The organism is Nocardia panacis (assembly GCF_003598715.1).
Lineage (GTDB): Bacteria > Actinomycetota > Actinomycetes > Mycobacteriales > Mycobacteriaceae > Nocardia > Nocardia panacis.
The window spans coordinates 121,178-139,867 of sequence record NZ_QZFU01000045.1 but is presented as its reverse complement, the minus strand read 5'-3'; the positions used below and the strand labels follow the sequence as shown (position 1 = coordinate 139,867).

General features: G+C 68.9%; 17 protein-coding genes, 1 pseudogene and 1 riboswitch. Of the genes and pseudogenes, 11 read left to right on the top strand and 7 right to left on the bottom strand.

Features of this window, described 5'->3' with window-relative positions; translation table 11 throughout:
- Window positions 1–82 precede the first annotated feature (82 nt).
- From D5S18_RS31200 to D5S18_RS31175, 6 genes are all read right to left on the bottom strand, one after another.
- Complete coding sequence (locus tag D5S18_RS31200) at window positions 83–1,984, bottom strand: peptidoglycan D,D-transpeptidase FtsI family protein (protein ID WP_439651199.1); 1,902 nt, start codon at window positions 1,982–1,984, stop codon at window positions 83–85.
- Complete coding sequence (ftsL, locus tag D5S18_RS35495; protein WP_203237005.1) at window positions 1,981–2,982, bottom strand: cell division protein FtsL; 1,002 nt, start codon at window positions 2,980–2,982, stop codon at window positions 1,981–1,983. The genes D5S18_RS31200 and ftsL overlap by 4 nt, the downstream gene beginning before the upstream one ends.
- Window positions 2,983–3,046: 64 nt before the next feature.
- Entirely contained in the window at window positions 3,047–4,021 is a 975-nt protein-coding gene (rsmH, locus tag D5S18_RS31190; protein ID WP_120044715.1) for a 16S rRNA (cytosine(1402)-N(4))-methyltransferase RsmH, read from the bottom strand.
- 163 nt (window positions 4,022–4,184) lie between these two features.
- A complete protein-coding gene (mraZ, locus tag D5S18_RS31185; protein ID WP_120044714.1) occupies window positions 4,185–4,616 on the bottom strand; it encodes a division/cell wall cluster transcriptional repressor MraZ in 432 nt (143 codons plus the stop codon).
- A 560-nt stretch (window positions 4,617–5,176) separates the two neighbouring features.
- Window positions 5,177–5,611 carry an SCO2097 family morphological protein gene (locus tag D5S18_RS31180; protein WP_120044713.1) on the bottom strand — a complete coding sequence of 145 codons (435 nt, stop codon included), beginning with the start codon at window positions 5,609–5,611 and terminating at the stop codon, window positions 5,177–5,179.
- Between the two features lie 126 nt (window positions 5,612–5,737).
- Complete coding sequence (locus D5S18_RS31175; RefSeq protein WP_120044712.1) at window positions 5,738–6,178, bottom strand: SAV_6107 family HEPN domain-containing protein; 441 nt, start codon at window positions 6,176–6,178, stop codon at window positions 5,738–5,740.
- Window positions 6,179–6,363: 185 nt separating this feature from the next.
- Between D5S18_RS31175 and D5S18_RS31170 the strand changes: the two genes are divergently transcribed.
- The 3 genes from D5S18_RS31170 to D5S18_RS31160 all read left to right on the top strand — a co-directional run bounded on the left by D5S18_RS31170 (window position 6,364) and on the right by D5S18_RS31160 (window position 9,508).
- The gene (locus tag D5S18_RS31170) at window positions 6,364–6,996 is read left to right on the top strand and encodes a GNAT family N-acetyltransferase (RefSeq protein ID WP_120044711.1); all 633 of its coding nucleotides are present in this window, start codon (window positions 6,364–6,366) and stop codon (window positions 6,994–6,996) included.
- Window positions 6,993–8,585: a phytoene desaturase family protein gene (locus D5S18_RS31165; RefSeq protein ID WP_120044710.1), complete on the top strand. Its 1,593-nt coding sequence runs from the start codon at window positions 6,993–6,995 to the stop codon at window positions 8,583–8,585. Before D5S18_RS31170 ends, D5S18_RS31165 begins: the two co-directional genes overlap by 4 nt.
- A gap of 158 nt (window positions 8,586–8,743) precedes the next feature.
- Window positions 8,744–9,508 (top strand): LppM family (lipo)protein, encoded by a 765-nt coding sequence (locus tag D5S18_RS31160; RefSeq protein WP_439651198.1) that lies wholly within the window; start codon window positions 8,744–8,746, stop codon window positions 9,506–9,508.
- Window positions 9,509–9,627: 119 nt separating this feature from the next.
- Here D5S18_RS31160 and D5S18_RS31155 read toward each other — a convergent pair whose 3' ends face one another.
- Window positions 9,628–10,332: a hypothetical protein gene (locus tag D5S18_RS31155; RefSeq protein ID WP_120044709.1), complete on the bottom strand. Its 705-nt coding sequence runs from the start codon at window positions 10,330–10,332 to the stop codon at window positions 9,628–9,630.
- Window positions 10,333–10,579: 247 nt separating this feature from the next.
- A riboswitch (SAM riboswitch) is annotated at window positions 10,580–10,673 on the top strand.
- Window positions 10,674–10,859: 186 nt separating this feature from the next.
- Here D5S18_RS31155 and D5S18_RS31150 point away from each other — a divergent pair.
- The 8 genes and pseudogenes from D5S18_RS31150 (at window position 10,860) to D5S18_RS31115 (ending at window position 18,685) form a co-directional block, all read left to right on the top strand.
- Window positions 10,860–11,843 carry an amino acid ABC transporter permease gene (locus tag D5S18_RS31150; protein WP_120044708.1) on the top strand — a complete coding sequence of 328 codons (984 nt, stop codon included), beginning with the start codon at window positions 10,860–10,862 and terminating at the stop codon, window positions 11,841–11,843.
- 98 nt (window positions 11,844–11,941) lie between these two features.
- Window positions 11,942–12,634: pseudogene (locus D5S18_RS31145) on the top strand (amino acid ABC transporter ATP-binding protein); the annotation flags it as partial.
- Window positions 12,635–12,650: 16 nt separating this feature from the next.
- A complete protein-coding gene (locus tag D5S18_RS31140; protein WP_120044706.1) occupies window positions 12,651–13,601 on the top strand; it encodes a transporter substrate-binding domain-containing protein in 951 nt (316 codons plus the stop codon).
- A gap of 11 nt (window positions 13,602–13,612) precedes the next feature.
- Complete coding sequence (locus tag D5S18_RS31135; protein WP_120044705.1) at window positions 13,613–14,125, top strand: GNAT family N-acetyltransferase; 513 nt, start codon at window positions 13,613–13,615, stop codon at window positions 14,123–14,125.
- Window positions 14,122–15,225: an LLM class flavin-dependent oxidoreductase gene (locus D5S18_RS31130; protein WP_120044704.1), complete on the top strand. Its 1,104-nt coding sequence runs from the start codon at window positions 14,122–14,124 to the stop codon at window positions 15,223–15,225. Before D5S18_RS31135 ends, D5S18_RS31130 begins: the two co-directional genes overlap by 4 nt.
- Entirely contained in the window at window positions 15,222–16,835 is a 1,614-nt protein-coding gene (locus tag D5S18_RS31125) for an ABC transporter substrate-binding protein (protein WP_120044703.1), read from the top strand. Before D5S18_RS31130 ends, D5S18_RS31125 begins: the two co-directional genes overlap by 4 nt.
- Window position 16,836: 1 nt before the next feature.
- A complete protein-coding gene (locus tag D5S18_RS31120; RefSeq protein ID WP_120044702.1) occupies window positions 16,837–17,814 on the top strand; it encodes an ABC transporter permease in 978 nt (325 codons plus the stop codon).
- On the top strand, window positions 17,807–18,685 hold the full coding sequence (locus tag D5S18_RS31115) for an ABC transporter permease (protein WP_120044701.1): 879 nt from the start codon (window positions 17,807–17,809) through the stop codon (window positions 18,683–18,685). Before D5S18_RS31120 ends, D5S18_RS31115 begins: the two co-directional genes overlap by 8 nt.
- Window positions 18,686–18,690 lie beyond the last annotated feature (5 nt).

The following is an 18,690-nucleotide window of genomic DNA, read 5'->3' as shown; positions in this document are numbered from 1 at the left end:
TCGAGCGAACACGACAAAACGGGCAGGAGCGGCGGGATTCGGACGCGGCCGGGCGACTTCGGCGCCGCCGCGCGATCCGCACTCAACCCGCTTGCAGCACAAAGTGTTTCGACGGCTCCAGCGACGGCGGGACCCGATCGCGCTGCAGCGCCCACGAGGCGATGCTGTGGAACAGCGGCGCCGCCGACTGACCGCCGCTGCCATCGGAACTGCGCACCGGATTGTCCATCATGAGTCCGATGACATAGCGCGGATTGTCCGCGGGCGCCATCCCCGCGAAGGTGATCCAGAACGACGAGGTCGAATAGCAGTGGCAACCGGGATCCACCTTCTGCGCGGTGCCGGTCTTGCCCGCGATCTGATAGCCCTCGACGGCGGCGGGCCACCCGGTGCCATTCTGCATGGCGTTCATCGGATCTCGCTGCACCACCGACTGGAACATGGTCCGCAGCGTCGCGGCCGTCTGCGGGCTCACCACCCGCACCCCGTCGGGGCGCGGCTCCTCGGTGCGCGCGCCGTCGGGGGCCACCTTGGCCTTCACAATGCGCGGCGGGATGCGCACCCCGTCATTGGCAATGGCCTGGTACATCCCCGTCATCTGCAGGGTGGTCAGCGAAAAGCCCTGCCCGATGGGCAGATTCGCGAAGGTGCCGCCGGACCACTGATCGCGCGGCGGCACCACGCCCGCGCTCTCGCCCGGCAGGCCGACACCGGTGCGCTGACCGAGCCCGAAGCGGTTGAGCATATCGGCGAAACGCTGTTCACCCACCCGCTGCGCCAGCATGAGCGTGCCGACATTGGAGGACAACCCGAAGATGCCGGTGCTCGTATACGGCGCGACACCGTGCGACCAGGCGTCGTGCACCGTCACACCGGCCATTCGGATCTCGCCCGGCACCTGCAGGACCTCGTCCGGGGTGGTCAAACCGCTCTCGATCGCGGCGGCGGCGGTGACGATCTTGTTCACCGAACCGGGTTCGAACACATCGGAGACCGAGGGATTGCCCATATCGGCCGTGGCCCAATGCTGCGCGCCGAGCCGCGGATTGAAGGTGTTGTCATTGGCCATGGCCAACACCTGGGCGGATTTGGCATCGAGCACCACCGCCGAGACGCTGTTGGCCCCCGACAGCTCCTTGGCCTGCTGCACCTGCTGCTGCACGTAGTACTGCAGATCCGAATCCAGGGTCAGCTCAACGCCATTGCCGTCCACGGCGGGCACCCTGTCGCGCCAACTGCCGGGGATGACCGCACCGTCGGAACCGCGATCATAGGTGTGCGAGCCGTCGGTGCCCGCGAGCACCGAATCCAGCGAGGATTCCAGGCCGATCTGACCGTGCCCGTCCCAACCGGTCGCACCGATCACATTGGCCGCCAGCGAACCGCCGGGATGTTCGCGCATCGGCGTGGTCTCCGCGCCGACCTCGGGAAACTGCCTGCGGATCGCATCGGAGACCAGGGGGTCCACCCCGCGCGCCAAATAGGCGAAGGCGTCGTCGCTGCGCAGTTTGGCCAGCAGATCCGCCTCGGCGGGCGCGTTCTGACCGAGTTTGTCGTGAATGGTCTTGGCGATGGCCTGCAACCGCTCGTCCGGATCGGGAGCCTTGTCACTCTTGGCCCTGGCGTCGGCCAGATCCTTGCGCACCCGGACCGGCTGGAAGGTCAGCGCCTTGGCGGCGATGGAGAAGGCCAGCGACTTGCCATTGCGATCGGTGATCGGTCCCCTGGTCGCGTAATCCGGCTCGTAGGTGGTGCGCTGACTGGCCGCCTGCGCCGAGAGTCCCGGCGCGGCGATGCTCTGGATCCACAGCAGTTGCAGCGCCACCACCAGCAGCGCGATCAGCATGATGATGCGACCGAATCCCAGCCGCAGCCGCAGCGGCCGATCCGGCCCCCCCGACCGCTGCTTCGGCGCGGACGACGGCCCGCGTCGCTGCCGCGGCGCGGGCCTGCTCTGCCTGCGAGGTGGGGCCTGTCTCGTCACTGCGCCGCACCAGCGGGCCGCGCCGGATTCGGCGCGGGCACGGCCGCCTGCGGGGCGGTCGAATCCGCGGCGGGATCGGCAGGCACGGCGGGACCTGCGGGCGGATTGGCGGCGAGCAATGGCGAATTCGCCTGGGCCGGGGCGAGACCCGGATTCAGCGGAGCCGGAGCAGGCTGAGCCGCATTCGCGGGCAGCGGTGCGGCCGCCGAATTCACGGGCGGATGGGCCGGATTCACCGGACGCTGCGGCTGATTCGCCGCCGCCTGAGTCGAATTGGCCTGGGGCTGGGCCGGATTCACCGGCGGCAGTGCCGCGTTCGCGGCCGGACCGGGCACCGCCGGAGCCGATTGGGCCGCCTGCACCGCGACCGAATTGGCGGCAGGATTGGACGGCTGGGCCGGATTCGGCTGCGGGGTGGGCGGTTTCGGAACCGGGACGACGCGTTCGCCGCGCGCCTGGGCGTTGCCGGTCTGCGGCGCGGCCGGGGCGGTGGGCGAGACATTCAACGGCGGGACCGGGGCGCCCTGGGCCGGGGTCGGCTTGCCGACCACGGTGATCGCGCCGTCGGGGGCGATGACCAGGCGGGCCGGATCCTTGGCCGGGATCATACCGAGTTCCCTTGCCTTGGCGGCCAGTTCGGGTGCGGAGTCGGCCATCTCGACCTCGCGCTGCAGAGCCGCCCGCTCCTCGGACAGTTTGCGGTTGGTCGCCCTGGCATCGCTGAGTTGGTAGCTGTCCTCGGCGGCGCGGGTGGTGAGCAGCAGGGTCAGCGCCAAACCGCAGCCGAGCAGGGCCAGGATCGCCGCGACGAACGGGATGCGAGTCGCCATGCGCGATCCGGTGCGGGTCCGCAGCGCCGGACCGTCCCCCGACTGTTCGGCGCGCAGTTTGCGCCGCGCGTAGGCCCGTTGCGCCGCGCCGGTTTTCACCTTGTCGGCAGCTTTGGCGCGGCGGGCGACCCGACCCGGCGCGGCCTCGACTCGCGTGCGAATGCTCATACCGTCCCCTCCTGTGTCTGCGCGGAACACCCGCTTGCGACAGGGCCGGGGCGGGCGCACTCGCTCATCGACCCTCCTCGATGCGTTCGGCGGCCCGCATGCGCACCGGGGCCGCCCTCGGGTTCTCCTCGATCTCCGCTTCGGTCGCCTTCTCCGCGCCTCGGGTCAGCATCCGGAATTCCGGTCCCATGCCGGGCAATTCGACCGGTAGACCCACCGGGGTGCGCGAGACCGTGCGCGGGGCCAACTCCTGTTTGACCACGCGATCCTCGAGCGACTGATACGACATGATCACGATCCGACCGCCCACCCGCAGCGCATCGAGCGCGGCGGGCAGCGCCGACCGCAGCGAATCGAGCTCACCGTTGACCTCCACCCGCAGCGCCTGGAAAGTGCGCTTGGCCGGATGCCCCCCGGTACGCCTGGTCGCGGCCGGAATCGCGTCGTAGAGCAGTTGCACCAGTTCGGCGCTGGTGGTGAAGGGTTTGACGGCCCGACGGCGCAGCACCTCCGAAGCGATCCGGCCCGCGAATCGCTCCTCCCCGTAGGTTTTCAGCACCCGCGCCAGATCGCCGTGGCTATAGGTATTGAGCACATCGGCTGCCGTCAGACCGACCGAGGGATCCATCCGCATATCCAGCGGCGCGTCCACCGAATAGGCGAACCCGCGCTCGGCCTCGTCCAACTGCATGGACGACACCCCTAGATCCATCAGGATGCCGGAAACCGATCCGGTGACCGCGAGCTCCGCCTGGCGCAGCGCGGCGGCGATACCGTCGTATCGGGTGTGCACCAACGTGATTCGGTCCGCGTAGGGCGCCAGCCTGGCGCGCGAGAGGCGCAGCGCCTCGGTATCGCGATCCAGCCCGATCAGGCGCAGTCGCGGATAGGTCCGCAAGAAATACTCGGCGTGCCCGCCGAGACCCAGCGTGGCATCCAGATAGACGGCCCCCGGCTCGGCCAGCGCGGGACCCAGCAGCGCATCGGCGCGCCCGAGCAGCACCGGGACATGACGGGGGCCGTGCTCTTCACGGTTCACCTCGACCTCCCGGATGCCGCCTCACTTACGGTCGTCTTGTCACACTTGATATTTCGCGGCAGCGGGTGCCACGTGGTCTCTGACCGAAGTCGGCACCTGGCGTCGGGGAAGTACGTCAGGGTCCGGTCCGGGCAGAGGCCGCGGGGCACCCGCCGCGCTCGGGTTAGAAAATTCCGCCAAGCGACTCGTCTCTGGCCTGCGCGTAATCCTCCTCGTGCTCGGCGAGGTAGGACTGCCACGCCTGCTCATCCCAGATCTCGAGGAAGTCGACCGAGCCGATCACCACGCAATCCCTGGTGAGATTGGCGTAGCGGCGATGGTCGGGCGACAGCGTGATCCGGCCCTGGGAATCCGGACGCTGTTCATCGGTTCCGGCCGCGAGAGCCCGAACGAAGGCGCGTGCTTGCGGATTGCTGCGAGACGCCGCGGCGGCACGCCGCGCCAGCGCGGTGAACTCTTCCCTCGGGTACACGGCAAGGCTGTGGTCCTGGCTCTTCGTGACCATCAACCCTCCCGCCAGATCGTCTCGAAATTTCGCGGGCAACGTGAGTCGCCCTTTGTCGTCCAACTTCGGTGTGTAGGTACCGAGAAACACCTCGATACCTCCCTACTGGATCACCTCAGCTGAACGGTCTCTCCTGTAGTGCGCGCTCCACATTACCCCACTTTCCCCCACTTTCAATCGAAACCAGCGGTGATCTGGCTCCCCGCCGTGGCAATTGCCCTGGTCATCCCAGCTATCACGGGGTGGGAGAACTTTTTGCGTGTTCTGCCGACACGCGCGGCCCGCCGACACGATCGCCCGGAAACACCCAGCAAATCCCGCCATCGACCCGTTCGGACCGGTTTCGCGGGGCTGTGAGGTGGGGTGTGGGGGAAGGTGAAGATCGACACGGGCGGAGGGTGGGAGGAACACGGGCGGAGGGTGGGAGGAACACGGGCGGAGGGCGGGAGGAACACAGGCGGAGGGCGGGAGGAACACAGGCGGAGGGCGGGAGGAACACAGGCGGAGGGCGGGAGGAACACGGGCGGAAGGTGGGGGGAGGTGGAAATCCGATGCCGAAGATCACCGGCGGATACCCGAAAAGGCGGCGGCGTCGCATCGGAATCCGATGCGACGCCGCCGCCTGTCCAGAACGCTCGGCTACGGCCGGGCTAGTCCTGCTCGAACCGCCTGCGGAAGCGATCCTCCATTCTTTCGGAGAATCCGCCCGCCTTGCGCTGGCGGCCCGGCCCGCCGGAACCACCACCGCTCGGACCGCCGGGCTGCTTGTGGGCATCGCCACCGCGACCCGCGCCGCGCGCCATACCCTTCGCGCCGCCGACCAGCAGCAGCACGCCCGCACCGAACATGACGATGAATCCGATCAAGCTGATGATCGGAAAGCCGCCGGGCTTCACGGGTGCCGCGATGCCTGCGACGAGTAGAAACAGGCCGAAGACGAACATGGCCGCGGCCTGAAGTCTGCGGCGACTAGAGGTGGAACGAAGACGTCCGCCGCGGACGGACGAGGCGAACTTCGGATCCTCAGCATAGAGAGCGCTCTCGATCTGTTCGAGCATGCGCTGCTCGTGCTCGGAGAGTGGCACGGTACCTCCCCCGGCACTAGGACGTTGGCTGTCGCCTCCGGGTAGGCGACAGACGGCCGATTTTTCGGACCATCTGCCACCAATGATACGAGTTCGATCAGGGCCGTACCACCTACTCCGGCATAACTAAGCGGTCATGCCGTCCGAGATCCCCGGCGCGGGCCGCAAACGCGAGGCAGTGGCCAGCACATCTTCCACGTCGTGCAGGAATGCGCCCACCCGCGAGGCGAACTCGTCGGCGGTGTGATCATCGACATCGCGATCGAGTCCGGCCTCGAGCGCGGCGCGCAACTCCGAGCGGGCGGCGAAATAGTCGGCCCACATCACGAATTCGGGTGCGGCGCGCTGCATCAGCACCCAGGCGTTGCGCGAACGCGCGCGAGGAGCCATATCCGCACCCGTATGGGCGAGCACGGCGCCCGCACCGCGCAGCGCGGCCAAATACCCGGTGCGGAAACGCTCGCGCGGGTCCGCCTCGCCCGCCGCCTGCATGAGCAGACCGTCCGCCCGCCGCAGCAGGGCACCGGCGCGTCCGGACTGTCCGGGATGATTGTTGCGACCAGACATCAGTCGTCCCTCCACCATCGGCCACCCTCGGCCCCTGATGCGCGCCGTACCCGAGAGGATCGCACCGCGCGGACCGAACAGGTATTCGAACGTTTGAATTGAGCTTGAATATAGAGACACCCACCGACAACTTCTTCCACGCAGGCTCGACCCGACTTCCGAACCGGCGTGGCCCGACGAGAGATATGACAGCCGTCAAGCCGAATCACGCCCCAGCCCCCGTCGTCGTCGACCTGTCCGTGGCGGCGCTGCGCTCCCGACTGCACGACGCGCTCGCGGTCTATGTCGCCGCCATGGACTATCCGCATGGCACCGAGAAGCACCGCGCCCCCATGTGGACCGAGCACACCACCCGGCCAGGGTGGCAGGCCGTCGCCGCCGTGCTCCCCGACGAGTCCGGACAGATCGATCTGCGCCGCGCGCCGATCCTCGCCATCGCCTACGGCTATCGCGGTGCGCCGCACCAGTGGTGGCATCAGCAGGTCCAGAGCGGGATGCGCCGCTCCGGTTGGCCGGAAAACGCCGCGCGCGAACTGCTTTCGGACTATTTCGAACTGACCGAACTCCACGTGCACCCGGCCGCGCAGGGGCGCGGCATCGGCGGGGTCCTGCTGGGCAGGCTGCTGCGCGAGCGGCGTGAGAGCGCGGTGCTGCTGTCCACCCCCGAGGTGGCCGAGGAGGACAACCGGGCCTGGCGGCTGTATCGGCGAGCCGGATTCGGTGACGTGGTGCGGAATTTCGTCTTCGCGGGCGACAACCGGCCCTTCGCCATCCTCGGGCGGCGCCTGCCGATGTCGGAACCGGTGCCCGCGCCGTGACCGCGCCAGGGCCTGTCCTAGTGGTCGGCTCCGGACACAACGCGCTGGTCGCCGCCTGCTATCTGGCGCGGGCGGGCGAGCAGGTGGAGGTGCTCGAGCGCGATACCGTGCTCGGCGGCGCCGTCTCAACCGTCGAGCGCTTTCCCGGACACAGGGTCGATCGCGGGTCCTCGGCGCACATCATGATCCGGCACACCGGGATCATCGAGGAGTTGGCGCTCGAGCAATTCGGGCTGCGGTACATCGATTGCGACCCTTGGGCTTTCGCGCCCGGTGTCGACGGGTCGGCGCCGCTGGTCTTCCATCGGGACCCGGCACGGACCTGCGCCTCGATCGAGGCGGCCTGCGGTGCGCGGGAGGCCGATGCCTATCGCCGGTTCGTCGAGGTGTGGGGGCCGCGCAGCGCGCGGGTGATGCGGGCGTTCGGGGGTCGGGCCGCGGCGGGGCCGCTGCTGCGGTCCATTTCGGGTCTCGACCCGCGCGGCGCCGAGGGGTCGCGCGGGCGCACCGACGGCTCGGCCATCTCGCGGGAATTCCTCCAGTCCGGGGATGCGTTGCTGGACAGTTGGTTTCGCGACGAGCGGCTGCGGGCGGCGCTGGCCTGGTTCGGTGCGCAGTCCGGGCCGCCCATGTCCGAGCCGGGTACGGCGTCGATGGTGGGGTTCGCGGCGCTCATGCACACGCTGCCGCCCGGACGGGCGGTCGGCGGCAGCGGCGCGCTGAGCGCCGCCCTGGTGGCGCGGCTGCGCGCCGACGGCGGCACGGTCACCGCCGACGATGCGGTGACCGCGCTGCGCCGCGAGCGCGACGGCTGGCGGGTGCGCACCGCGTCGGGTCGAAATCTGTTCGCGCGCACCGTGATCGCGGGCACCCATATTCTGACCACGCTGGATCTGCTGCAGGCGGGCGGATTCGACGCGGGCCTGCTGGCGGACTGGCGGCGGCGGATCCGGGTCGGACCGGGCATCGGCATGGTCGTCAGAGCCGCGACCTCCGCACTCCCCCACTATCCGGGCGCGACCATCGACGAAAGCGCCCGAGGGCTCCAGCTTCTCGCCACCGATCGACGGCAACTCCGCCTGGCGCACGGCGCGGCCCTCGCGGGCGACCTGCCGCCCCGACCGGTCGTCCTGGCCATGAGTTTCAGCGCCCTCGATCCGAGCATCGCGCCCGCGGGCGAACACCAGTTGACGCTGTGGTCGCAGTGGCACCCCTACCGCCTCGCCGAGGGCGCCTGGCCCGAGCACGCCGAACGTGAGGCGGATCGCATTGTCGCCGAGGTGGATTCGCATGCGCCCGGCTTCGCCGACACCGTACTGCGCCGCCATATCCAGACCCCGGTCGACCTCGAGCGCGAGATGGACCTGCGCGGCGGCAATGTCATGCACGTGGAGATGTCGCTGGACCAGATGTTCTTCTGGCGGCCGCTCCCCGAACTCGCCGACCAGCGCGTTCCCGGCGCCCCCGGCCTCTATCTGACCGGGGCCTCCACCCATCCCGGTGGCGGCGTCTCGGGTGCGAGCGGCCGCACCGCCGCCCGCTTGGCGCTGCGCGATCGTCGACGAATTCGGCTGCCGCGCAGACGATGACGGTGCGCGACCGGCGCGGAGCGGGCCTGCTCGGCGATCGGGTCCGGTAGGGGGCTCCGCCGCCGTTTCGGGTCGCCGACGGCGGCATATTCCACTACCTCGCCGGTAGGGCGGTGTCGCGTGGCATTCGGGGTGGACGGCCTGGCACGATGTGAGCCGTGCAGCCGAGTCCCCACACCACCGTGCCCGATGCTCCGAACCGTTCGGCGCGCCGCAATCGCCTGCGACTGCTGGCCGCGCTGCTGCTCGCCGCGCTGGTCGTGCCCGTATTGGCAGGCTGCCTGCGGGTGCAGGTGTCGATGGGGGTGTCCTCCAACGACCGGGTGTCGGGGCGGATCGTGGCCGCGGTGGTGCCCGCGAGCGCCGATGACAAGGGACCGCAACTGAAGGCCCCCGACGCGATCTCGTCGAAGGTGCGGGTGGAGAAGTACGCGCAGGACGGATACGTCGGCAGCCAGGTGTTCTTCGACGACCTGTCCTTCGGTGAGGTCCAGCAACTCAGCGGCCTGTCCGACCAGACGCAGGGCATGTTCACCCTCCAGTTCGCCCGCAGCGGCGACCTGGTCAGCATGACGGGGCGGGTGGATCTGAAATCCGTTCCGCCGCAAGGGTCCGACGTACAGTTCACCATCGCCTTCCCCGCCAGGGTCGCCAAGACCAATGGCACCCGCGACGACGATTCCACCGTGTCGTGGAAGCTGCCGCCCGGCGATGTGTCCACCCTGCGCGCCGAGGTCAGCTACGCCGATCCCAACACCCGATCCTTCGCGGGCTGGGCGGGCATTGTCGGCGGTATCACCCTGGCGGTAGCGGCCGTGGTGGCGGCGGTCGCCTATATGGATCGCAATCCCGCTCCGGCACAGGGCTATCCGAGGGTGCGGCTGTCACTGTCGCGGTGGTGGCGCGAGCGCAGTCGACGCTGACCGTCTACCTCGGGCGATCCGGGGCAACCCCGGATCATGCCTGTCGCAGCGGTATAGGCGCGATCGAACCACTCGCCATGGTCGCTCGTTGGTCAGCAAGAAGGTGACGCCCGGATGACCTACGCAACGGCGGTGATTCCGACGGTCGGCAGGAAGAAGCAGGATTTGCCGCCATTGTCGACTGTGCCGTATACGGCTGCCAGCACGGTGCCCGAGCCGGTGTCCACGGGGACCGCGCGGACGCCGCCGACCGGCAGGGCCGCGAAGAAGAACTGCTGGATCGCCTGTTCGGCGGCGGGGCGGATCTCGGCGGGCACCGAGGGCGGGATCATGGCGCGCACGATATCGCCGAGCGGTCCCATTTCGGCGATGCCGCTGCGGCCGGTGCCGAGGTTCACCCAGGCCACCCGCATACCCGAGGTGTTGGCGCTGTCGGGTCCGAGGCCGTAGGGCACGAAGGTGAACAGTGTCTGCCCGGCCTTCGCGGCGGTCAGGTCCAGGCCGGGGATGGCGAGGGTCGTCTTCGGCCACGGGCCGGGCATGGCGACGCCGAGGGCGGGGGCCAGCCCGAGTGTGCTGCCGCCCACGCAGAAAGCGGAAGCGGTGGGGTAGAGAAAGGGATTCATACCGAAGGAGCGCAACCGTTCGATGGCGCCCTGGTATGCCTCGATCAGTTCGTTGGTCGAGGCGGGTTGGGAGGGGATATCGCCCGAGTGCGCGGGCTGCGGATCCGCCGCACCCGGTGCGGCGTTGGCGGCGGGGAGGGCGACCAACGGGATGGTCAGAGCAGCGGCCAGAACGATCACACGGCGTAGCACGGACACCTGGGACCTCCTCCTCGTCGGGCTCGATCGAGGCACACGGTACCGCGTGCGACAGTAGATGATCGCTATCGACACGACGGCGCGTCGCGGCCGGGCGTGGGAGGCGAACCTGCCACATCATCGGCCGGGGCGCACCCGCCGACAAGGGCTACGTTCACTGTGATTCCTACGGTTGTCGCGCGGATCGACTGTTACGCATGATCATTGGACTCGACGCTGCGGCCGGTTCGTGTCGCGGAGTCGGACGACACCATCCAGAGCGACCGAGAGACCTGGCTCGTCGACGTCGCAGCAACCCCCCGCCGATCGGGTGCGGGTGCTTCCGCCGGGAACGATGGAGGAACCGGGATGATCATCGATTCGAACCGAATCCGCTGGGGACGCTCCCCTATCGATCTGTGCGCGGCTACCGCCGGTAGCTGTCCGAGCTAGCCGCGCGCCAGATCACGCACCCGTCGCTGGCCGGGTGGAGAGACCGTCGCCTCAGGGGGGCGCGGTCTCGCAGCTCTGTTGTTAAGGATCCGAATATGAGTGTGTCCACCGCATCGGCCGCCACGGCGGTCCGCCGCTTCGACGGCAGACCCGAGACGGCGCGATCGGACGCGCCGACCCTCGCCCGTGCTCGTCATCCGTGGCGCTGGGTCGGCAGTGGGGTGGCGCTGCTGCTGGTGGCCCAGTTCGCGCACGGTCTGATCACCAATCCCGGCTGGGATTGGCCGACTTTCGGGCAGTATTTCACGGCGAGTTCCGTACTGGCCGCGCTGCGGGTCACCCTGGAGCTCACGGTGTGGGGCACCGTGCTCGGCTTCCTGCTCGGTGGCGCGCTCGCGGTGGCGCGATTGTCGAACAACCCGGTGCTGCGGGTGATCTCGTGGGTGTATGTATGGGCGTTCCGCTCCATCCCGCTGATCGTGCAGTTGCTGTTCTGGTTCAATATCGCCTACCTGTATCGCAGGCTTTCGATCGGAATCCCGTTCGGGCCTGCCTTCTACGAGTTCCCGGTGAACGAGGTGCTGAGCGGGTTCACCGCGGCGGTGATCGGGTTGGCCCTGCATCAGGCGGCGTATTCGGCCGAGATCATCAGGGCCGGTTTCCTTTCCGTCGATCCCGGACAGCTCGAGGCGGCGGCGGCACTGGGACTGCCCCGGATGCGGCAGTTCCGCACGATAGTGCTGCCGCAGGCCATGCGCTCGATTCTGCCGAATGCGAGCAATGAGGTGATCAGCCTGTTCAAGGGCACCTCGATCGTGTCGGTGATGGCGATCGCCGAGCTGTTCTACCAGGTCCAGGTGGTGTACGGCCGCAATGGGCGGGTGGTGCCGCTGCTGATGGTGGCCACGGTCTGGTACATCCTGCTGACCACGGTGTTGTCGGTGGTGCAGCACTACATCGAGCGGCACTACGCCAAGGGCGCGCATCGCACGCCGCCGCCGACACCACTGCAGCGAATCGGTATCAGGTTTCAGGAGATCGCCGTCATCGCGACCGGACCGCGTGGAGGGACCCGATGAGTCTGTCGACGGGTGCCGTGCACGGCGAGCCGACTCCGGCGGTGGAGGTGCGCGGTCTACGCAAAGCCTATGGGGCGCATCAGGTTTTGCGCGATATCGATTTGACGGTGCGACCGGGTGAGGTGGTCGCGGTGATCGGTCCGTCCGGTTCGGGGAAGTCGACGCTGCTGCGCGTGCTCAATCGACTGGAGCCGCTGGATTCGGGCACGGTGCGGATCGCGGGCGAGTTGATCGGATATCGCCTGCGCGGCAACAGGTTGCACGCGCTGCCGGATCGTCGGGTGCGCAGGCAGCGCACCGGGATCGGTTTCGTATTCCAACAATTCAACCTGTTCGCGCATCTGACGGCGCTGGAGAATGTCGCGCTCGCCCCGATCGCCGCGCAGGGTCGCCCGCGCGGGCAAGTCGAGGCCGAGGCGCGGGAGTTGCTCACGCGGGTCGGTATCGGCGAGTTGGCCGGGGCCTATCCGCGGCGCCTGTCCGGTGGGCAGCAACAGCGGGTGGCCATTGCCAGGGCGCTGGCGCTGCGGCCGCCGGTGATCCTGTTCGACGAGCCGACCTCGGCGTTGGATCCCGAACTCGTCGGCGAGGTGCTCGATGTCATTCGCGGACTGGCCCACGGGGGCACCGCCCTGGTGATCGTCACCCATGAGATCGGGTTCGCCAGGGAGGTGGCCGACACGGTCGTCTTCCTCGACGACGGCGCGATCGTCGAGCAGGGGCCGCCCGCGGTGGTGCTCGACCAGCCGCGGCACCCGCGCACCCAAGCCTTCCTGTCCCGCGTCCGCTGATCTCGCAAGGAATTCGATGAGACTCTCCGCCATGATCGCGGTCACCGCCGCCGCCCTGCTGCTCGCGGGCTGCGGCGGCCCGGATCCGGATACCAAGTCCCAGAACGTCGAGGCCGCGGGCTTCGACCTGTCCCCCGCGCAGGCCGGGCGGGTGCGCGCGCCGAAGGTGGACGCCATCGCCGCGGCCGTGCCGCAGGCCATTCGCGACCGGGGCGCGCTGGTGGTGATCGGCACCGCCGGTTCCGCGCCGCCGCTGCGTTTCCACGCCACCGATGACAAGACCGTGGTCGGCATCGAGGTGGATATCAGCGCCCTCATCGCCGACATCCTCGGTCTGCGGGCGCAGCAGGAGGTGGCGGACTGGTCGCAGAGCTTCGTGCGGGTGGATTCCGGCGCGGCGGACGCGATGTTCTCCAACGTCACGGTGACCGAGGAGCGCAAGGAGAAATACGACTTCGCCACCTACCGCAGCGACACCCTCGCTCTGGAGGTCCCGATCGCGAGCACGCTCGAGTTCCAGGACCGAAAGAGTCTGGCGGGCAAGCGAATCGGCGTCGGCACCGGAACCAATCAGGAGCAGTTGCTGGTCGAGTGGAATCGGCGCAATCTCGCCGAGGGGCTGGCCCCGATCGATATCGCCTATTTCAAGCAGGTCACCGACTACTACCTGGCACTGGCCTCGCAGCGGCTCGACGGCTATCTCGGCCCGAATCCGACGGCGGTCTACCACGCGACCGTTGCCAAGCAGACGAAGGTCCTCGGCACCTTCTCCGGAGCGGGCGAGCAGTTGCAGGGCGAGATAGCGGTGCTCACCAAGAAGGACAACGGCCTCATCGGCCCCATTCATCAGGCACTCGAATACGCCATCCAGCACGGCCTGTACCAGCAAACGCTCGACCGCTGGAAGCTGCACGACGAGGCCGTGACCACCTCGCGGATCAATCCGCCCGGACTACCGAAGAAGTAGCGAATCACCCAATGACACACGATTTTTCCCCCGACGATCTGCGAGTGCACCAGGTGCTGCAGGACGATCCGCTGGCCGCGCCGCTACTGGCCGAACTGGCCGTGGAGTACAGCAGCCGCCACGGCCGCAGCGCGGGGCAGCAACACGCGGAACTGCTGGCACATCCACTCGACGCGTTCGCGCCGCCCGGTGGCGCGCTGCTGGTCCTCACCTACGAGGGCGAGGCGGTGGCGGGCGGAGCGTTCCAGCGCTTCGACGCGGAAACCGCGGAGCTCAAGCGCATTTGGACCGCGCGCGAACGGCGTAGGCGTGGGCTGGGTCGCTTCGTGCTGGCGCGGCTGGAGGCCGAGATCGCCGGGCGCGGCTACCGCCGCATCGTCCTGACCACCGGGCCGCGTCAACCCGAGGCCGTCGGCCTGTATCTGGCGGGCGGCTACACCGCGCTGTTCGACGCCGAGCGCTCGGCCGAGGAGATCGGCCCGCACCGGTTCGAGAAATATCTACCTGTAAAGGCCGCCGCATGAAATTCCTATTGTTCACCCTGGTCACGCGGGTACCCGATCCGAGCACCGGCGCACTGCCCGAGACCAGGCAGCGATTCCGCGATGTCGTCGAACAGGCAAGGCTGGCCGAGGAATTGGGCTATGACGGCTTCGCCGTCGGCGAGCGGCACGAGGATCCGTTCCTGTCGGCCGCGCCGCCGGTGCTGCTGGCGCACCTGGCCGCCGTCACCGCGCGCGTCACGCTGTTCACGGCGGTGACCACCCTGAGCCTGCTGGATCCGGTGCGCGCCTTCGAGGACTATTCGACGCTGGACAATCTCGCCGACGGTCGACTGGAATTGATCATCGGCAAGGGCAATGGCGCGGCGCAGGCCCGGCTCTACCACGTCACCACCGAGGATCAGTGGGACCGCAATCGCGAAGGCTACGAGCTGTTCCGGCGGCTGTGGGACAGCGAGGAAGTCACCTGGTCGGGTCGGTTCCGCCCGGAACTGCGCGCGGCCAAGGCTTTGCCGCGCCCACTGCAGGCACGGGTGCGGATCTGGCACGGCAGCGCGACGAGTCGGGATTCGGTGGAATTGGCGGCGCGCCACGGTGATCCGCTGTTCTCCGCCAATGTCACCAATCCGATCGAGCCCTATTCCGAACTGGTGCGGCACTATCGGGAGCGGTGGGCGGCCCACGGCCACGACCCGGCCGACGCGCTGGTCGGCGCGGGCACCGCGGGTTTCCATGTGGCTCGCACCTCGCAGGAGGCGCGGCGGGTATTCGAGCCGATCTTCGCGGCGCGCGCCGGGCTGGCCCGCGCGCACGGTCTGCCGATCGTGTTCGAGTCGCTGGAGGATTTCCTTTCCCGCAGTTCGGCATTGGTGGGTAGTCCGGAGCAGGTGATCGACAAGGTCGGCCGCTATCACGAGCAGTTCGGGCACGAGGTCATCCACCTGTCCGCCGAGCGGGACGGTCGCCCCGATGCCCCGTATCGCGAGAGCCTCGAGTTGTTCCAGTCCGAGGTGGCGCCCGAGCTGCGCCGCCGCATTCCCAGCAGGCCGCTCGCGGGCTCGGCTCAGCCGACCGTTGCCGAATCGGCAGGCTCCGCCCAATTGACCGAGGTCGCCCGGTGATTCGCATTCGATATCGCCTCGCAGCAGTGGCGGCAGTGGCGGCGACCGTGCTGACCGGATGCGGCAGCGTCGCTTCGACACCGGATGCCGAGACCGGACCGCCCCGGCCCGGCGGCACCCTACGCTACGGACTGTCGCAGGCTCCGACCTGCTCCGATCCGGCCCAGGCCGGGACCAATCAGACGGTATATGTCGTACGGCAGATCGTGGATTCGCTCACCGATCAGGATCCGACGACCGGCGAACTGCGGCCGTGGCTCGCGCAGCGCTGGGAGATCGGCCCCGACGCACGGGAATTCACCTTCCATCTGGTCGACGGTGTCACCTTCAGCGACGGCACCCCGCTGACCGCCGAATCGGTGCGCAACACCTTGGATTCGGTGGTGCGCCTGGGCGGGGTCAAGGCGGCGCTCCCGACGAGCTACCTCACCGGCTACGCGGGCACCACCGTGGTGGATCGATTGACCGCTGTGGTGCGCTTCGACCGACCGAACGCGCAATTCCTCCAGGCGACCTCGACACCACAGCTGGGCATACTCGCCGATGTCACCACCGCGAAACCGGCCGAGCAACGCTGCCTCGGCGACAATATCGGCAGCGGACCGTTCACCTATGCCGCCTATCGGCAGGACAGTTCCGCGACATTGGCGAAACGCGCCGGATACCACTGGGGCTCGGCCGTTTTCGGCCATCGCGGGGAGGCGTATCTGGATCGGATCGAGTTCACCGTTGTCCCCGAATCCGGGGTGCGCGCGGGCAGCGTCGCCTCCGGCCAACTCGACGCCATCAGCGACGCCCTGCCCCAGGACGCGCCACAACTGGAGGCGGCGGGTGGGCGGGTGCTCACGGCCGCCAATCCCGGTGTGCCCTTCGGCTTCCAGCCGAACCTCACCAGGGGACCGCTGCGCGACCCGGCGGTGCGACAGGCCCTGCTGCCTGCGATCGACCGGAAACAGTTGGTGGACACCGTCCTCGGGCCGCAGTTCAAACCGGCGACCAGTGTGCTCGCGAGCAGCACGCCCGGCTACCAGGATCTGTCCGCGCGCCTGACCTACGACCCGGCCAAGGCGCGCGCGATCCTCGATCAGGCGGGCTGGGTGCCGGGACGGGACGGCATCCGCGGCAAAGAGGGTGCCCGGCTGTCGTTCTCGGTGATGTTCAGCCAGGTCTTCGCCGGGAACCAGGCCATTATCGAGCTGATGCAGCAGCAGTTGCGGCAGGTCGGGGTGGAAATGAATCTGGATCTGGTGTCCACGCCCGAGCAAACGGCGCGCCAGAACAGCAAGGATTTCGACTCCGTCTACTACAACTCCACCCGCGCCGACGGGGATATCCTGCGCGCCTCCTTCGGCGTCGACACCCGCAATCTCAATGTGCGCGAGCGAATCCCGGCACTGGACGACCTGCTCGACGGGCAGTTGAGCGCGGTGGATCCGGCCGCGCGCACCGCGCTGGTCCGCACCGCCCAGCAACGCCTGCTCGACGGCGGACTGTGGATTCCGACCGTGGAGTTGTCCCAGGCCATCGGGGCGGGACCGGCCGCGCACGAGATCCGATTCGAGGCCTCGGCCCGATTGCAGTTCTTCGACACCTGGCTGAGCGGGCGCTGATATGGCACGCTATGCGATTTCCCGGCTGCTGCAGGCGATCTGGGTGCTGTGGGCGGCGTTCACGATCTCGTTCGGAGTGCTGTACCTGCTGCCGGCCGATCCGGTCTCGCTCGCGGCGGACGGCGCCGGGGCGGGCACGCCGGTGGACAAGGCCGCCATCGCCGAACTCCAGGCCCGCTACGGACTGGATCGGCCGTTCTGGGAGCAGTACCTGACCGCGATGAGCCATGCCGTGCGCGGCGATCTCGGCCACTCCATCGCCACCGGTCAGCCGGTGACCCGCGCCCTGGGCGACGCGCTGCCCTCGACACTCCAATTGACCGGTCTGGCATTGGTATTCGCGCTCGTCGGCGGCACCAGCCTGGCACTGGCCGCGAGCGCGACCCGCCGACCGCGACTGCGCGCGACGCTCACCGCGCTGCCCGCGCTCGGGGTCGCGGTGCCCACCTTCTGGACGGGTCTGCTGCTGCTGCAGGTGTTCTCGTTCCGGCTGCGATGGGTGCCCGCCTTCGGCGAGCACGGCTGGGGCGCGACGGTGCTGCCCGCGCTCGCCCTCGCCATCCCGATCGGCGCGGTGATCGCACAGGTGCTCACGGCAGGACTGGAGCACACCTGGCGGCAGCCGTTCACCGAAGTGGCGCTGGCCAAGGGAGGTTCACGATGGTGGGTGCTGCGCACACACGTGCTGCGGCCCGCGAGCCTGCCCGCGTTGACCATCGGTGGGGTGCTGGTGGGCACCATGCTCGCCGGATCGGTGGTGGTGGAGACGGTCTTCGCCAGGTCCGGTGTCGGACGGTTGACCCAGACGGCGGTGCTCGCGCAGGACATTCCGGTGGTGCAGGGCATCGTGCTGCTCACCGCGACCGCGTTCGTCGCGGTGAATCTCGCCGTGGACCTGGCCTACCCGCTGCTCGATCCGCGCATCGGCGGCCGTTCGCGCCGCCGATCCACCGAGGTGGAGGTGGCCGCCCATGGTTGATCTGTTGCCCCGGCGAGTAGCGGAGCCGCGCCCCGAGATTCGGCGCCGACGGCGACCGGCCGCGTGGAGATCACTGCGACACAGCGCCGGTCTGCTGGTCGCGGGCGCGGTGGCACTGCTGGCCGTCGGGTGGGCGCTGCTGCCTTCGGTTTTCGCCGCCGGTGATCCGCGCGTCGGTGTCCCGGTACAGCGGTTCCGGCCACCGAGCGCCGAACACTGGTTCGGCACCGACAATCTCGGCCGCGATCTCTACACCAGGATGGTGCACGGCGCGGGGCTCTCGCTCACCGCGACCCTCGCCGCAGTCGGGATCGCGCTGGTCGCGGGCTCGCTGCTCGGATTGTTGGCGGGGGCGCTCGGCGGTCCGGTCGACGCGGTGGTCATGCGCGTGGTCGATGTCCTGTTGGCGATTCCGTCCCTGCTCATGGCACTGGCGTTGGTGACGGCGCTCGGGTTCGGGACCGGCAATGTGGCCGTGGCCGTGGGGGTCTCGCTCGTCGCCAACTTCGCCAGGGTGATGCGCTCGGAGGTGCTTCGGGTCCGTCAGGCCCCCTATGTGGAGGCCGCCCACGCCTCGGGCGTGCGCGGCTGGGCGGTGCTGATTCGGCACGTGCTGCCCAATGCCTATCAGCCCGTGCTGGCGCTGGCCGCGGTCGAATTCGGCATGGCGGTGCTGTCGGTGTCGGCGCTCAGCTTCCTCGGCTACGGCGCCAAACCACCCACCCCCGAATGGGGTTCGCTGATCTCGGAGGGACGCAACTATATGGCCACCGCGTGGTGGATGACCGCGGTGCCCGGACTGGTCATCGTCGCGGTCGTCCTGGCGGCCCAGCGACTGGGCCGCGCCGTCGGAAGGAGTGAACGGTCTTGAACAGC

Excerpts from the sequence above, each read along its gene's own strand:
- ftsL (WP_203237005.1), bottom strand. The coding sequence starts at position 2,982 with ATGAGCATTCGCACGCGAGTCGAGGCCGCGCCGGGTCGGGTCGCCCGC.
- D5S18_RS31175 (WP_120044712.1), bottom strand. The coding sequence starts at position 6,178 with ATGTCTGGTCGCAACAATCATCCCGGACAGTCCGGACGCGCCGGTGCC.
- D5S18_RS31170 (WP_120044711.1), top strand. The coding sequence starts at position 6,364 with ATGACAGCCGTCAAGCCGAATCACGCCCCAGCCCCCGTCGTCGTCGAC.
- D5S18_RS31150 (WP_120044708.1), top strand. The coding sequence starts at position 10,860 with ATGAGTGTGTCCACCGCATCGGCCGCCACGGCGGTCCGCCGCTTCGAC.
- D5S18_RS31140 (WP_120044706.1), top strand. The coding sequence starts at position 12,651 with ATGAGACTCTCCGCCATGATCGCGGTCACCGCCGCCGCCCTGCTGCTC.
- D5S18_RS31135 (WP_120044705.1), top strand. The coding sequence starts at position 13,613 with ATGACACACGATTTTTCCCCCGACGATCTGCGAGTGCACCAGGTGCTG.
- D5S18_RS31130 (WP_120044704.1), top strand. The coding sequence starts at position 14,122 with ATGAAATTCCTATTGTTCACCCTGGTCACGCGGGTACCCGATCCGAGC.
- D5S18_RS31120 (WP_120044702.1), top strand. The coding sequence starts at position 16,837 with ATGGCACGCTATGCGATTTCCCGGCTGCTGCAGGCGATCTGGGTGCTG.
- D5S18_RS31115 (WP_120044701.1), top strand. The coding sequence starts at position 17,807 with ATGGTTGATCTGTTGCCCCGGCGAGTAGCGGAGCCGCGCCCCGAGATT.